The organism is Pseudomonas sp. FW215-R2, from assembly GCF_058789255.1.
Window position 1 is genome coordinate 1 of sequence record NZ_JBYTBO010000017.1, and the last position, 14,758, is coordinate 14,758.

Below are 14,758 nucleotides of genomic sequence, written 5' to 3' on the forward strand. Positions count from 1 at the left end.
CACCACCACCACCACCCTGCTCCTCACCACTCAACACGATGAGCGTTAGCTCAAGTACCGCTTTTGACGTGCCGGCCCCTTCGGCAGGCTGAGTGGAGGGATTCATCCGGGGGTAGGCGCGTAGCGCCGTTTGGCGAAGCCAAACACATCGAGAGGAGGTGCAGCGAAGCAAACCGGAGGCGATGCCCCCGGATGAATCCCGGAACGAAGGAACGCCGAGCCACAGCGAGGCGCCGAACGCCGGGGCCCAGACCTTTGGTTACTTTGGGGCGTTTGCCAAAGTGACCCGCCGTAAGGGCGAAACCGCCAGCGGCAGCACCCGCAGAAACGGATATTCACAAAGAACACCCAAAACCTGGCCGGCCCAAAGGCCGCCAAGTCAAAGCCGAAACTGACAGCCGCGACAGCTAGCCGTCACCCTCCTGACCCCCAAACAAGTTTATAAAGAACCAACCTGCCCAAACCCCGTCCCCCTGGCGCCCCACAAGCATGCAAATCCAGAAGAAAAAGGCCCTGCTCGCCACCCTGCTGATCGCCCTCGCAGCCGCTGGCCTGTGGTACGCGATAAAACCCGCACCGGCCAAACTCGCCGCCCCCACCGCCATCCCGGTCAGGGTCGTCGCCGTCAGCGAAAAAGATGTCCCCCGCTACACCAGCGGCATCGGCTCGGTCCTCTCGCTGCACAGCGTCGTGGTGCGACCGCAGATCGACGGCATCCTCACCAAACTTCTGGTCAAAGAGGGTCAACTGGTCAAACAGGGCGACCTGCTCGCCACCATCGACGACCGCTCGATCCGCGCCAGCCTCGACCAGGCCCGGGCGCAACTGGGCGAAAGCCAGGCGCAACTGCAAGTGGCGCTGGTCAACCTCAAGCGCTACAAACTGCTCAGCGTCGACGACGGTGTATCGAAGCAGACCTACGACCAGCAGCAGGCACTGGTCAACCAGCTCAAAGCCACCGCCCAAGGCAATCAGGCCTCGATTGACGCGGCTCAGGTACAACTTTCCTACACCCAGATTCGCTCCCCGGTCACCGGCCGCGTCGGGATTCGCACGGTCGACGAAGGCAACTTCCTGCGCATGACCGATACTCAGGGTCTGTTCACCGTGACCCAGATCGACCCGATCGCCGTAGAGTTTTCCCTGCCGCAGCAAATGCTGCCGACCCTGCAAGGTTTGATCAGCGATCCGCAGCGCGCCCAGGTCAAGGCCTACATCGGCGCCGACACCGATGGCGAAACCGGCAACCTGCTCGGCGAAGGTCACCTGACCCTGATCGACAACCAGATCAACGCCAACACCGGCACCATTCGCGCCAAGGCCGAATTCGACAACCCCAATCAGAAGCTCTGGCCCGGCCTGCTGGTGACGGTAAAAATTCAGACAGCACTGGATAAAGATGCGCTGGTGGTCCCGCCCACTGTCGTACAACGGGGACTGGATCAACACTTTGTATACCGGGTCAACGGCGACAAGGTGGAAGCCGTGCAGGTGCAGATGGTTTACCAGGGCAGCGGTCAGGACATCATCAAGGGCGTGAAACCCGGCGACGTATTGGTCAGTGACGGCCAGTCACGGCTCAAACCCGGTTCGACCGTGCAGGTCATGAGCGAGCCGCCGCAGGTGGTGCAAGCGGAGCCCAAGCCATGAAGCAGCACAAAGGCGTTTCGACCTGGTGCATCGATCACCCGGTGGCGACGATTCTGCTGACCATCGCGCTGGTGCTGGTCGGGGTGATTGCCTTCCCGCGCCTGCCGATTGCCCCGTTGCCGGAAGCGGAATTTCCGACGATCCAGGTCTCCGCGCAACTGCCCGGCGCCAGTCCGGACACCATGGCGTCGTCCGTGGCCACGCCGCTGGAGGTGCAATTCAGCGCCATCCCCGGCATGACCCAGATGACCTCCAGCAGTGCGCTGGGCTCCAGCCTGCTGACCCTGCAATTCACCCTCGACAAGAGCATCGACACCGCCGCCCAGGAAGTGCAGGCCGCGATCAACACCGCCGCCGGCAAACTGCCGAAAGACATGCCGACCCTGCCGACCTGGAAGAAGGTCAACCCGGCCGACAGCCCGGTGTTGATCCTCAGCGTCAGCTCGACCCAGATGCCCGGTACCGAACTCAGTGACCTGGTGGAAACCCTGCTGTCGCGTCAGATCAGTCAGATCGACGGTGTAGGCCAGATCAACATTACCGGTCAGCAACGTCCGGCGATTCGTGTACAAGCCTCGGCGGACAAACTGGCCGCCATCGGCCTGACCCTCGCCGACATTCGTCTGGCGATCCAGCAGACCAGCCTCAACCTCGCCAAAGGTGCGCTGTACGGCGAGTCGAGCATTTCCACGCTGTCGACCAACGACCAGTTGTTCCACCCTGAGGAATACAGCCAGCTCATCGTTTCCTACAAGGATGGCGCCCCGGTTCACCTGAAAGATGTCGCCAAAGTCGTCAACGGTTCGGAAGATGCCTACGTGCAAGCGTGGGCCGGCGATCAACCGGGGGTGAACCTGGTGATCTCCCGCCAGCCGGGGGCCAACATCGTCGAGACGGTGGACCGCATTCAAGCCGCCCTGCCCGGCCTCGAAGCCATGCTGCCGGCCTCGGTGCAGGTCAAAGTGCTGATCGACCGCACCCAGACCATTCGTGCCTCCCTGCATGAAGTGGAAATCACCCTGCTGATCGCGATCCTGCTGGTGGTGGCGGTGATGGCGCTGTTCCTGCGCCAGTTGTCCGCGACGATGATTGTCTCGGCGGTGCTCGGTGTGTCGCTGACCGCCAGTTTCGCCCTGATGTATTTACTCGGTTTCAGCCTGAACAACCTGACGCTGGTTGCGATTGTGGTGGCGGTCGGGTTTGTGGTCGACGATGCGATCGTGGTGGTGGAGAACATTCACCGTCATCTGGAGGCCGGCGACAGCATGCGCGAAGCGGCGGTCAAGGGCGCCGGGGAGATCGGATTCACCGTGGTCTCGATCAGTTTCTCGCTGGTGGCCGCGTTCATTCCGCTGCTGTTCATGGGCGGCGTGGTCGGGCGCCTGTTCAAGGAATTTGCCCTGACGGCGACCTCGACCATCATGATTTCCGTGGTGGTGTCGCTGACGTTGGCGCCAACCCTCGCCGCGCTGTTCATGCGCAAACCGGTGCATCACGCCCATGACAAACCGGGGTTCAGCGAGCGCCTGCTCGGCTGGTACGAAACAGGCCTGCGCCGCGCCCTCGCCCACCAGAAACTGATGATCGCGGTGTTCGGTGTTTCTGTAGCGATGGCCATCGGTGGTTACATCTTTATCCCCAAAGGGTTCTTCCCGGTGCAGGACACCGGCTTCGTCCTCGGTACGACGGAAGCCGCCGCGGACATTTCCTACAGCGACATGGTGAAAAAACACCTGGCGATGGCCGAAATCGTCGCCGCCGACCCGGCCGTCCAGGCGTTTTCCCATTCGGTGGGTGTGTCCGGCAGCAACCAGACCATCGCCAACGGCCGCTTCTGGATTGCTCTGAAAAAACGCGGTGATCGCGACGTTTCGGCCAGCCAGTTCATCGACCGCATCCGTCCGCAACTGATGAAAGTCCCCGGCATCGTGCTTTACCTGCGCGCCGGCCAGGACATCAACCTCAGCTCCGGCCCGAGCCGTGCGCAGTATCAATATGTGCTCAAGAGCAACGACGGGCCGACCCTCGCCACCTGGACTCAGAAACTCACCGAAAAGCTGCGCAGCAACCCGGCGTTCCGTGACATTTCCAACGACCTGCAACTGGGCGGCAGCATCACCCACATCAGCATCGACCGCAGCGCCGCCGCGCGTTTCGGCCTGACGGCGAGTGATGTCGACGAGGCGCTGTACGACGCGTTCGGGCAACGGCAGATCAACGAGTTCCAGACCCAGGTCAACCAGTACAACGTGATTCTGGAACTGGACACCAAACAGCGCGGCAAGGCCGAAAGCCTCAACTACTTCTACTTGCGCTCACCGCTGAGCGGGGAAATGGTGCCGCTGTCGGCGCTGGCCCGATTCGATGCACCGACCATCGGCCCACTGTCGATTGCCCACGACGGCATGTTCCCGGCCGCCAACCTGTCGTTCAACCTGGCACCCGGAGTGGCATTGGGTGACGCGGTGATCCTGCTCAATCAGGCCAAGGCCGAGATCGGCATGCCGACCGCGATCAGCGGCAACTTCCAGGGCGCGGCCCAGGCGTTCCAGAGTTCGCTGGCCAGCCAGCCGTGGCTGATTCTGGCGGCGCTGGTGGCGGTGTACATCATCCTTGGTGTGCTTTATGAAAGCTTCGTCCACCCGCTGACGATCATCTCGACCTTGCCGGCAGCGGGCCTTGGCGCGGTGATCATGCTGTGGATCTGCGGCCAGGACTTTTCGATCATGGCGCTGATCGGGCTGGTGCTGCTGATCGGTATCGTCAAGAAGAACGGCATCCTGATGATCGACTTCGCTCTTGAAGCGCAACGCCATCGCGGGCTGTCGCCGCAGGATGCGATTTTCGAGGCGTGTATCACGCGATTCCGGCCGATCATCATGACCACCCTCGCCGCCCTGCTCGGCGCGCTGCCGCTGATGCTCGGCTACGGCACCGGCGCCGAACTGCGCCAGCCGCTGGGGATCGCGGTCGTGGGCGGCTTGCTGGTCAGCCAGATGCTGACGCTGTTCACCACACCGGTCATATACTTGTGGCTTGAGCGGCTGTTCCACAAGCCCAAACCATCGCCCGTCGCGGCGCTGGCAACGACAGACTGAGGCGGGTCATGCGCGTTCTGATTATCGAAGACGAAGAGAAAACCGCGGACTATCTGCACCGCGGCCTGACGGAACAGGGTTACACCGTGGATCTGGCTCGCGACGGCATCGAGGGCCTGCACCTGGCGCTGGAAAGCGACTACGCGGTGATCGTCCTCGACGTGATGCTGCCGGGCCTCGACGGCTTCGGCGTACTGCGCGCGTTGCGTGCGCGCAAGCAGACGCCGGTGATCATGCTCACCGCCCGCGAACGGGTCGAAGACCGGATCAGGGGCTTGCGCGACGGTGCCGACGATTACCTCGGCAAACCGTTTTCCTTCCTCGAACTGGTGGCGCGTCTGCAAGCGCTGACCCGTCGCAGTGGCGGCCATGAACCGGTACAAGTGAGCATCGCCGACCTGTGGATAGATTTGATCAGCCGCAAGGCTACCCGCGCCGGCACGCGACTGGACCTGACCGCCAAGGAGTTTTCGCTGCTCAGCGTTTTGGCCCGGCGCCAGGGTGAGATCCTGTCGAAAACCGCGATTGCGGAAATGGTCTGGGACATCAATTTCGACAGCGACGCCAACGTCGTCGAAGTCGCGATCAAGCGTCTGCGGGCCAAGCTCGACGGGCCGTTCGACGAGAAACTGCTGCACACCATCCGTGGCATGGGGTATGTGCTGGAGAGCCGTGGTGTCCAGTAATTCGATTGCGCTGCGCCTGAGCGGAATGTTCACGCTGGTGGCGCTGCTGGTGTTTCTGTTGATCGGCGGCGCGCTGTATCAGCAGGTGGACAAGGGCTTGGGGTTGCTGCCGGAAGCCGAGCTGGACGCGCGTTATAGCGTGTTGGAGTCGGCACTCAACCGATTCGGCACTCCCGAACATTGGGTGAAGATCAACGCCAAACTGAACTTGCTCGGCGAAGAAGACAAACGCATCCGCTTCTGGGTGGTGAGCGGTGACCCGGGTTATGAATATGGCCAGCCGGACGCCATGATCCGCGCCTTTGCCCAAGGCCCCCTGGGCATGCGCGACCTGCAACTGCCCAACCATGATTACCCGCTGAAAGTGCTGCTGACCGAGTTGCCGGCCAAGGATCAACGCCCGCCACTGCGCTTCATGATCGGCATCGATACCGAGACCTTTCACCAGACCCAGCACAATCTTTTGATTGCCTTGATCGGCCTGGCGATTGTCGGCGTGCTGATGGCGTCGGCATTGGGTTATTGGGTAGCGCGGATCGGCCTCAAGCCACTGATCAAGCTGTCCCACGAGGCGCAGCGTCTGGCGCCGCCGCTGCGGGCCGGGCGCTTGCGTCTGTCGCCGCTGCCACCGGAGCTCGAACAGTTTGTCGACTCGTTCAACTCGACACTGGAGCGGGTTGAACAAGCCTACTCGCGGCTGGAATCGTTCAATGCCGACGTCGCCCATGAACTGCGCTCGCCGTTGACCAACCTGATCGGCCAGACTCAGGTTGCCCTCACTCGCGGGCGTTCTGCCGAACATTATTTCGAAGTGCTGCAATCCAACCTCGAAGAGCTGGAACGCCTGCGCTCGATCATCAACGACATGCTGTTTCTGGCCAGTGCCGACCAGGGCAGCAAGGCCACCAAACTGACCTCGACGTCACTCGCCGATGAAGTGGCGACCACCCTCGAATACCTCGATTTCATCCTCGAAGATGCACAGGTCGAAGTACGAGTGAGCGGCGACGCGCAGGTGCAGATCGAGATCGCTCATTTGCGCCGGGCGTTGATCAATCTGCTGAGCAACGCGGTGCAACACACCGCGCCCGGTCAGGTGATCGAAGTGCAGATCGAGGTCGAGGAACATCATGTCAGCATCGGCGTCGCCAACCCCGGCTCACCGATTGCCAGCGAACATTTGCCGCGCTTGTTCGAACGCTTCTACCGGGTCGATGCGTCGCGCAGCAACAGCGGCAACAACCACGGCCTGGGGCTGGCGATCGTCAAGGCAATTGCGTTGATGCATGGTGGGGATGTGTTTGTGCGTAGTGATCGCGGAATGAACACTTTTGGCATTCACCTCCCGGTCTGAGGACCTGGATCGTTGCCATTCCCGCAACAGTCATTTATGAAAATCACGCTGTTTCCCAACGCCCGGCAACCTTATCTTTGCCCGCACCAAACAGCACTTGCCAAGCAAGAAGGTTTTCAAGATGTCCAACAGTATGGGTATTGCCAGCGCTTTCGTTTTGTCCTCATTGATCCTGTCGCCGATGGCGATGGCTGAAGAATCGCAGTCGTTCGTAGCGCAAAACGCCGCTCGCGCCCAGGCATTCGAGCAGTATCAGGCAGAAGTGATGGCCAAGGCCCAAGACGCCACGCAAGCCCCTCAGGCCGCAACTTCCAAGGTTCAGGCAGCCGAGAAAGACAGCTGAGTCGCACACAGCGCAGTTTCCCTCGACGCGGTTGTTTGGCTCTTCCCGTTCAACCGTCGTCCTTCCAGGCCGCTGACTTTCAGCGGCCTTTTTTCGTTGTGGTGTGCAAGCGGCCTGGTTCGTCTCTTACAATTAGAAACATCCCGCACCTCAAGACATTGAAGTGTCAGTTGACCCAAGGAGCTTTACCGCACGTGCGTTACCCAGTTCGCTTCACCCCGCTGTTCATTGCAATTGCCGCAACGATTGCCCCCGCCGCCCACGCCGCCGAACCCGAGAAAGAAGGCTTCGTCGAAGGCTCGAGCCTCAACCTCAATGCCCGCAACTACTACATGAACCGTAACCGCCTGCAGCAGACGGACGACAACATCGAGTGGGGCCAGGGTTTCCTCGGCAAATTCCAGTCGGGCTACACCAAAGGCACGGTCGGTTTCGGCATTGATGCCCACGCCATGCTCGGTCTGAAACTCGACGGTGGTGGCGGTACGGACAACTCCAGCATCCTGCCGGTCAGCGACGGCAACGGCAAAGCGCCGGGCTCGTTCTCCACCGCGGGTGGCACGCTGAAAATGCGTGCGTTCGATACCGAACTGAAGGCCGGTGACCTGTTCCTCACCAACCCGGTGATCGCCGGCGGTGAAAGCCGCATGCTGCCGCAGACCTTCCGTGGCGTCAGCCTGACCAACCACAGCTTCGACGGCTGGATGATCGAAGGTGGCCAGGCCAGTTTCACCAAACCGTACAACCAGAGCGGTCACAAACGCATCGGCACCTCTTACGGCACGCTCGCCGAGCACGATGACAGCCAGCACCTGAACTGGGCCGGCGTGGCCTGGAGCGGCGTCGAAGGCCTGACCAGCAGCCTTTATGCTTCCGAGCTGAAGGACATCTGGAACCAGTACTACTACGACCTCGACTACACCTGGGCGCTGAATGATCTGGTGACCCTCAACCCGGGCCTGCACTTCTATCACACGCAGGACACCGGCGACGCGTTGCTGGGCAACATCGACAACAACACCTACAGCCTGCATTTCACCGTCGGCATCGGCAGCCACAGCGTCACCGCCGCGTACCAGCGGGTCAACGGCAACACGCCGTTCGACTACATCAGCCAGGGCGACAGCATCTACCTCGACAACTCCCAGCAGTACTCGGACTTCAACGGCCCGAACGAGCGCTCGTGGAAACTCAAGTACGCCTACGACTTCGCTGGTCTCGGCATGCCGGGTCTGACTTCGGCCGTGTCCTACTCGCGCGGCACGCTGGACCTGACCAAGGTCGACCCGGACAGCAAAGGCTACGCCACGTGGTACAGCGCCGAAGGTCGCAACGCCAAGCACTGGGAACGTGACATCGACCTCAAGTACGTGGTGCAGAGCGGCCAGGCCAAAGACCTGGCGGTACGTCTGCAATGGGCCACCAACCGTGGCGGCAACGGTTACGGCGCGCTGGATACGGACACAGATGAATACCGCGTGATCATCGACTACCCGATCAACGTCTTCTAAGATCGGCGCTACAGTAAGAAGGCCAGCCTTATGCGCTGGCCTTTTTCTTGCGTGTGCGGCAGCGACGTTTGTACAACTACGCTTAGAAGACTCTTCAACCGATAACCCAACCATGATCGCGAGCCGTACCCCACCCGTTGCGGGCAAGACCGGACGCCCCGAGTTGCTGTTGATCCTCGGCAGTCTGCTGAGCGTCATCGCGATTGTGTGCATCGTCACTTTTCTGCTGATTCGTGAGCACGCCAACGCTCAGGAATCGGCAACGCGCAGTGCCACCACCATCGCCCAACTCATCGATGCCGATGTGTTGCGCACCGTTGAGCTGTACGACCTGACCCTGCAAGGGCTGATCGCAGCGGCCCAGCGCGATGACCTGAAAAGCGTGTCACCGCAGATTCGTCACCTGGCGCTGTTCGACCGCTCGACGACGGCGCGCTTCAAGGGCGACATCCTGCTGCTCGACAAACATGGCGAGGTCATCGCCGACTCCTCGCGGGTCGAACCGCTGCCGGGCAATTTCGCCGACCGCGATTACTTTCTCGCCCACGCCTTCAACCGCGACACCGGCATGTACATCAGCCGCCCGTTCAAGCCACGTTGCGACTGCGACGACGCCAACCAGTGGCGTGTCAGCTTCAGCCGGCGCATCTCTTCGGACACCGGTGAATTCCTGGGTGTGGCGGTCGCTTCGATGAAGCTCGATTACTTCGACCAGTTGTTCAACAGCCTCGACATCGGCGTCGACAGCACGCTGAACATCATCAACAACGACGGTATCCTGCTGGCCCAGAAGCCCTATCTGCAAAGCGATTCGATCGGCAAGAGTTTTGCCGCCCGTCCCAATGTGGTGCGGATTCTGCGCGACCGCAGCGGCAATGGCAGTTTCAGCAGCATTTCGAGCATGGATCACCAGCAACGGCTTTACACCTACTCTCAGGTCGGCAACCTGCCGCTGACAGTCATCGTTGCGCTGTCGAGCGATGAAGTGTTCGGGGCGTGGAAGCGCACGGCGATTCTGATCAGCGGTGCCACCGGTGTGCTTTGCCTCGGCCTGTTATGGCTGACCTGGCTGCTGGCCCGGGAGCTGCGCCTGCGGCAACGGGCCGAACGAGAACTGGCGCAACTGGCGGCCACCGATGCCCTGACCGGCGTCGCCAACCGGCGGATGCTCGATCAGGCGCTGCGACACGAATGGTTTCGTGCCCAGCGCTCGGGCAAGGCACTGTCGGTGCTGATGGTCGATGCCGATCACTTCAAGGCATTCAACGACCGGCATGGCCATCAGGCCGGGGATCAGGCACTGCGTGAACTGGCCAAAGTGATTAGCGCCAATGTGCGGCGCCCGGCGGATCTGGTGGCACGTTATGGCGGTGAAGAGTTCTCGGTGATCCTGGCCGAAACCGACAGCGTCGGCGCGCAACAGATTGCCGAGCATGTGCGGGCGGCGGTGGAACAGTTACCGCGCCTGGAGGGGGATGAAGTGCCGATGACCGTGAGCATCGGTATCAGCACCTGGACAGCGGCGAGCGAAATCAGTCTGGAGCAGTTGATGTTTGCAGCGGACAAAGCGCTGTATCAGGCCAAGGAAGGTGGCCGGAATCGAGTGGTGGTGGCGTCCTGAAAACAGGCATAAAAAAAGGCCACCCAAAGGTGGCCTTCAAAAAACTAGAGAGGTTTTTTACTTACACCGCCGCAACCGGGCGCATGTAAGAGATTGGTGCGGTGCTGGCGTCTTCGAACGTCACGACTTCCCAGGCATCTGTCTGCTCAATCAACTTGCGCAGCAGCTGGTTGTTCAGTGCGTGGCCGGACTTGAAGCCCTTGAACTCACCAATCAGGCTATTGCCCAGCAGGTACAGGTCGCCAATTGCATCGAGGATCTTGTGCTTCACGAATTCGTCTTCATAGCGAAGGCCGTCTTCGTTCAGTACGCCATCGGCATCGACCACGATCGCGTTTTCAACGCTGCCGCCGAGTGCGAGGTTGTGCTTGCGCAGGTACTCGATGTCACTCATGAAACCGAAAGTACGGGCGCGGCTGACTTCTTTTACGAACGAAGTGCTGGAAAAATCCACGCTTGCACTTTGGGTGCGGTCCCGGAAAACCGGGTGATCGAAATCGATCTCGAAGCTCACCTTGAACCCTTCGAAAGGGACGAAAGTGGCGCGCTTGTCGCCGTCTTCCACTGTCACTTCACGCAGGATGCGGATGAATTTCTTGGCGGCGTCCTGTTCTTCCAGGCCTGCCGATTGAATCAGGAATACGAAAGGTCCTGCGCTACCGTCCATGATCGGGACTTCGGACGCGGAGAGCTCGACGTAGGCGTTATCGATGCCCAGGCCAGCCATGGCCGAGAGCAAGTGCTCTACCGTGTCCACTTTGACGTCGCCGTTAATCAGCGTCGTCGACATAGTGGTTTCACCGACGTTTTCCGCGCGGGCAGGAATCTGCACCACAGGGTCGAGGTCAGCGCGACAAAACACAATGCCAGTGTCGACAGGCGCAGGCTTGAGGGTCAGGTAGACCTTCTCCCCGGAGTGCAGGCCTACACCTGTGGCACGGATAATATTTTTCAGTGTGCGTTGTTTAATCATGGCTTGGGCCGCTTCAGCGCAAATTGCGAACTGGTATCAACAAAGGCTGGCGATGATAGCAGACCATGCCTTTGCTGAACACCAATCACCTTCATAGCCCTGATACATTCCATCAATCAGCCTGACGACGCAGGAAAGCCGGGATGTCCAGGTAGTCCAGGTCATCTTGCGGATTCATCTTCGCGGCAGTCGCAGCACCGGCCTGAGCCTGGTTGCGCATGACGGTCGGACGGTCCAGATCACGGTAGTTCACCGCTGGCGCTTCCTGACGGGCGGGAGCCGGTTGTTGCACCTGAGCGGCAGCCATGGAGGTGTGAACGGTGTTGTCGATGACCTTCACAGGTTTCTCGATTTTCGCGCCCAGACCGGTGGCAACCACGGTTACGTGCAGCTCGTCGCGCATGTCCGGATCGATAACGGTACCGACCTTGACCATCGCGTGCTCGGAGGCGAAGGCTTCGATGATCGAACCCACGTCGGAGTACTCACCCAGGGACAGGTCAGGACCGGCAGTGATGTTCACCAGGATGCCGCGTGCGCCTTGCAGGTTCACGTCTTCCAGCAGCGGGTTGCGGATGGCCGCTTCGGTCGCCTCACGTGCACGGTTCGGACCGCTGGCGCAGCCAGTGCCCATCATCGCCATGCCCATTTCGCTCATCACGGTACGCACGTCGGCGAAGTCGACGTTGATCATGCCCGGACGCTTGATGATGTCGGAGATACCGCGAACGGCACCGGCCAGTACATCGTCAGCCTTGGCGAAAGCCGACAGCAGGCTTGCGTCTTTACCGAGGATGGTCAGCAGCTTCTCGTTAGGAATGGTGATCAACGAGTCGACGCTTTCGGAGAGCATGCGGATGCCTTCGTCGGCGATCTGCATACGCTTGCGGCCTTCGAACGGGAACGGACGCGTTACGACAGCAACGGTCAGGATGCCCATTTCCTTGGCCACTTCGGCGATGATCGGCGCAGCACCGGTACCGGTACCACCGCCCATGCCAGTGGTGATGAACACCATGTTGGTGCCGGCCAGCACTTCAGCGATGCGCTCGCGATCTTCCAGCGCAGCCTGACGGCCGACTTCCGGGTTGGCGCCGGCGCCCAGGCCTTTGGTCACACCGGTGCCCAGTTGCAGAATGGTGCGCGCGCCGATGTTTTTCAGCGCTTGAGCATCGGTGTTGGCGCAGATGAACTCGACGCCTTCGATGTTGCTCTTGACCATGTGGTTGACAGCGTTGCCGCCGCCACCGCCAACACCGATAACTTTGATTACCGGGCTTGCGGGGATGTTGTCTACGAGTTCGAACATTTTCCCTCTCCTTACATTCTCTAGTTTTTTCGCCTACTGCATTTTGTTGCGGTGCTGCGGTAAAGCTTTAGAAGTTGCCTTGAACCCACTTCTTCAAACGGTCCAGCAACGGCGCCTGAGGCTCATCGTTGCTGTAGCTGTCGCGGCTGCCGATGCCCGAGAACGAGATCCCGTCGGACTGCTTTTGCAGGCCGTACATCAACAAGCCAACGCCAGTGGAATAAATCGGGTTGCGTACCACGTCATCCAGACCTTTCACGCCATGGGGCACGCCCAGGCGGACCGGCATGTGGAAGATTTCCTCGGCCAGTTCGGTGGCGCCTTCCATTTTCGACGTACCGCCGGTCAGCACGATGCCGGCCGGGATCAGGTCTTCGTAGCCGCTGCGACGCAGCTCGGCCTGGATCAGGGTGAACAGCTCGTCGTAACGCGGCTCGACCACTTCGGCCAGGGCCTGACGGGACAGTTCGCGCGGCGGACGGTCGCCGACGCTCGGCACCTTGATGGTTTCGCCGGCACCGGCCAGTTTGGCCAGGGCGCAGGCGTAACGGATCTTGATCTCTTCGGCGTACTGGGTCGGGGTGCGCAACGCCATGGCGATGTCGTTGGTCACCTGGTCCCCGGCAATCGGGATCACGGCCGTGTGGCGGATGGCGCCTTCGGTGAAGATCGCGATGTCGGTGGTGCCGCCGCCGATGTCGACCAGGCACACGCCCAGCTCTTTTTCGTCGTCGGTCAGTACCGAGTAGGCCGAGGCCAGTTGCTCGAGAATGATGTCGTCGATTTCCAGACCGCAGCGGCGCACGCATTTTTCAATGTTCTGTGCAGCGTTGACGGCGCAGGTGACCACGTGGACCTTGGCTTCGAGACGCACGCCGGACATGCCCAGCGGCTCGCGCACGCCTTCCTGGTTATCGATCACGTAGTCCTGCGGCAAGGTGTGCAGCACCCGCTGGTCAGCCGGGATCGCCACAGCCTGGGCGGCGTCGAGTACGCGCTCCAGGTCAGCCGAGCTGACTTCGCGATCACGAATCGCCACGATGCCGTGGGAGTTCAGGCTGCGGATGTGATTGCCCGCCACGCCGACGAACGCCGAGTGAATGCGGCAGCCCGCCATCAGTTGGGCTTCTTCGATCGCGCGCTGGATCGATTGCACGGTGGACTCGATGTTCACCACCACGCCTTTCTTCAGGCCGCGGGACGGATGAGTGCCGATCCCGACGATTTCCAGCGAGCCGTCGTCCGCAACCTCGCCGACCAGCGCCACCACCTTGGAGGTGCCGATATCGAGACCGACGATCATTTTGCCGCTTTGCACGTTTGCCATGGGTCCTGCCTCTTCTTAATTCTTTGCGACAGCGGGTTGGGCTGTCGTCGGCGCTACTGGTTCCCGCCAGCCAACAGCGAGGCCGTTGGCATAGCGCAGATCGATGCGCGCAATGTTCGTAATCTGGTCTTTAAGCGTCTTGTCATAGATGGCAATGAAGCGGCGCATCTTTTCCACCAGGTTGCCGCGTCCCAGCAGCAACTCGATGCCGGGGCCGGAACTGCCGGCACCGGTAGTCAGGAACCAGCTGCCACGTTCACGCAGCTCAAGGCGCGCAATCGAGAAGCCCATTGGCCTGAGCATCTGGCTCAGCACCTGATACTGCTGCATCACTTGCTGCTGGGCCCGCTGCGGGCCGAACAGCTGTGGCAAGTGTTCGTAGTTCGCCAGTTCCTTGGGCGTGAACGCCTGGCCCTGGTTGTTGAGCAGCGACTCGTCGCCCCAACGGGCCACAGGCAGTTGCTCTTCGAGGCGGATCACCACCTGGTCCGGCCACACCCGACGGACTTCGGCGTGAGCGATCCACGGCATCTGCTCCAGCTCGGTGCGCATGCTCGCCAGGTCGATGGTGAAGAAGCTCGACGCCACGTACGGGGCGATTCGCTGCTGCACCGCTTGCTGGCTGATATAGCTCAGGTCGCCCTGCACCGCGATCTTGGTGATCGGCCGGTCGGCGTACGGCAACAACCGCTGCGCGCCTTCGTAGGTGCCGAACCCGAGCACCACCAGCAACACCGGCCAGAACAGGCTTTTCAGAAAGCCGAAATTGGCTTTGGGCAGGCGCGCGGACATCGGCTCTTTGGCCACCATTCGGCTGGCACCCCGCGGCACCGGCTTGCGGCCGGGAGCGGGTGGCTGATGTCTGAGCTGTGCGCCTTGCATGGTC

At 61.1% G+C, this 14,758-nt stretch carries 11 protein-coding genes; 7 read left to right on the forward strand and 4 right to left on the reverse strand.

Annotation, left to right across the window (positions count from 1 at the left end; translation table 11 throughout):
• Positions 1 to 489: 489 nt before the first annotated feature.
• From AC3WRD_RS21710 to AC3WRD_RS21740, 7 genes are all read left to right on the forward strand, one after another.
• Complete coding sequence (locus AC3WRD_RS21710; RefSeq protein ID WP_096822821.1) at positions 490 to 1,650, forward strand: efflux RND transporter periplasmic adaptor subunit; 1,161 nt, start codon at positions 490 to 492, stop codon at positions 1,648 to 1,650.
• On the forward strand, positions 1,647 to 4,748 hold the full coding sequence (locus AC3WRD_RS21715; RefSeq protein WP_102621252.1) for a multidrug efflux RND transporter permease subunit: 3,102 nt from the start codon (positions 1,647 to 1,649) through the stop codon (positions 4,746 to 4,748). Before AC3WRD_RS21710 ends, AC3WRD_RS21715 begins: the two co-directional genes overlap by 4 nt.
• Before the next feature lie 8 nt (positions 4,749 to 4,756).
• A complete protein-coding gene (locus AC3WRD_RS21720) occupies positions 4,757 to 5,434 on the forward strand; it encodes a heavy metal response regulator transcription factor (protein WP_053123617.1) in 678 nt (225 codons plus the stop codon).
• Complete coding sequence (locus tag AC3WRD_RS21725) at positions 5,424 to 6,788, forward strand: heavy metal sensor histidine kinase (RefSeq protein WP_102621251.1); 1,365 nt, start codon at positions 5,424 to 5,426, stop codon at positions 6,786 to 6,788. Before AC3WRD_RS21720 ends, AC3WRD_RS21725 begins: the two co-directional genes overlap by 11 nt.
• Positions 6,789 to 6,909: 121 nt before the next feature.
• Positions 6,910 to 7,131, forward strand: a complete 222-nt coding sequence (locus tag AC3WRD_RS21730; RefSeq protein ID WP_102621250.1) for a hypothetical protein — start codon at positions 6,910 to 6,912, stop codon at positions 7,129 to 7,131.
• A gap of 194 nt (positions 7,132 to 7,325) precedes the next feature.
• Positions 7,326 to 8,642: an OprD family porin gene (locus tag AC3WRD_RS21735; protein ID WP_102621249.1), complete on the forward strand. Its 1,317-nt coding sequence runs from the start codon at positions 7,326 to 7,328 to the stop codon at positions 8,640 to 8,642.
• 112 nt (positions 8,643 to 8,754) lie between these two features.
• Positions 8,755 to 10,263: a sensor domain-containing diguanylate cyclase gene (locus AC3WRD_RS21740; RefSeq protein WP_102621248.1), complete on the forward strand. Its 1,509-nt coding sequence runs from the start codon at positions 8,755 to 8,757 to the stop codon at positions 10,261 to 10,263.
• A 61-nt stretch (positions 10,264 to 10,324) separates the two neighbouring features.
• Here the strand turns inward: AC3WRD_RS21740 and lpxC are convergent, their stop codons facing one another.
• From lpxC to AC3WRD_RS21760, 4 genes are all read right to left on the reverse strand, one after another.
• Positions 10,325 to 11,236, reverse strand: a complete 912-nt coding sequence (gene lpxC / locus AC3WRD_RS21745) for a UDP-3-O-acyl-N-acetylglucosamine deacetylase (protein WP_007916984.1) — start codon at positions 11,234 to 11,236, stop codon at positions 10,325 to 10,327.
• A 112-nt stretch (positions 11,237 to 11,348) separates the two neighbouring features.
• Entirely contained in the window at positions 11,349 to 12,545 is a 1,197-nt protein-coding gene (gene ftsZ, locus AC3WRD_RS21750) for a cell division protein FtsZ (RefSeq protein WP_025109282.1), read from the reverse strand.
• Positions 12,546 to 12,612: 67 nt separating this feature from the next.
• A complete protein-coding gene (ftsA, locus tag AC3WRD_RS21755) occupies positions 12,613 to 13,872 on the reverse strand; it encodes a cell division protein FtsA (RefSeq protein WP_007956755.1) in 1,260 nt (419 codons plus the stop codon).
• A gap of 15 nt (positions 13,873 to 13,887) precedes the next feature.
• The gene (locus AC3WRD_RS21760; protein WP_096822827.1) at positions 13,888 to 14,754 is read right to left on the reverse strand and encodes a cell division protein FtsQ/DivIB; all 867 of its coding nucleotides are present in this window, start codon (positions 14,752 to 14,754) and stop codon (positions 13,888 to 13,890) included.
• Positions 14,755 to 14,758 lie beyond the last annotated feature (4 nt).

Excerpts from the sequence above, each read along its gene's own strand:
- AC3WRD_RS21710 (WP_096822821.1), top strand. The coding sequence starts at position 490 with ATGCAAATCCAGAAGAAAAAGGCCCTGCTCGCCACCCTGCTGATCGCC.
- AC3WRD_RS21715 (WP_102621252.1), top strand. The coding sequence starts at position 1,647 with ATGAAGCAGCACAAAGGCGTTTCGACCTGGTGCATCGATCACCCGGTG.
- AC3WRD_RS21720 (WP_053123617.1), top strand. The coding sequence starts at position 4,757 with ATGCGCGTTCTGATTATCGAAGACGAAGAGAAAACCGCGGACTATCTG.
- AC3WRD_RS21730 (WP_102621250.1), top strand. The coding sequence starts at position 6,910 with ATGTCCAACAGTATGGGTATTGCCAGCGCTTTCGTTTTGTCCTCATTG.
- AC3WRD_RS21740 (WP_102621248.1), top strand. The coding sequence starts at position 8,755 with ATGATCGCGAGCCGTACCCCACCCGTTGCGGGCAAGACCGGACGCCCC.
- lpxC (WP_007916984.1), bottom strand. The coding sequence starts at position 11,236 with ATGATTAAACAACGCACACTGAAAAATATTATCCGTGCCACAGGTGTA.
- ftsZ (WP_025109282.1), bottom strand. The coding sequence starts at position 12,545 with ATGTTCGAACTCGTAGACAACATCCCCGCAAGCCCGGTAATCAAAGTT.
- ftsA (WP_007956755.1), bottom strand. The coding sequence starts at position 13,872 with ATGGCAAACGTGCAAAGCGGCAAAATGATCGTCGGTCTCGATATCGGC.
- AC3WRD_RS21760 (WP_096822827.1), bottom strand. The coding sequence starts at position 14,754 with ATGCAAGGCGCACAGCTCAGACATCAGCCACCCGCTCCCGGCCGCAAG.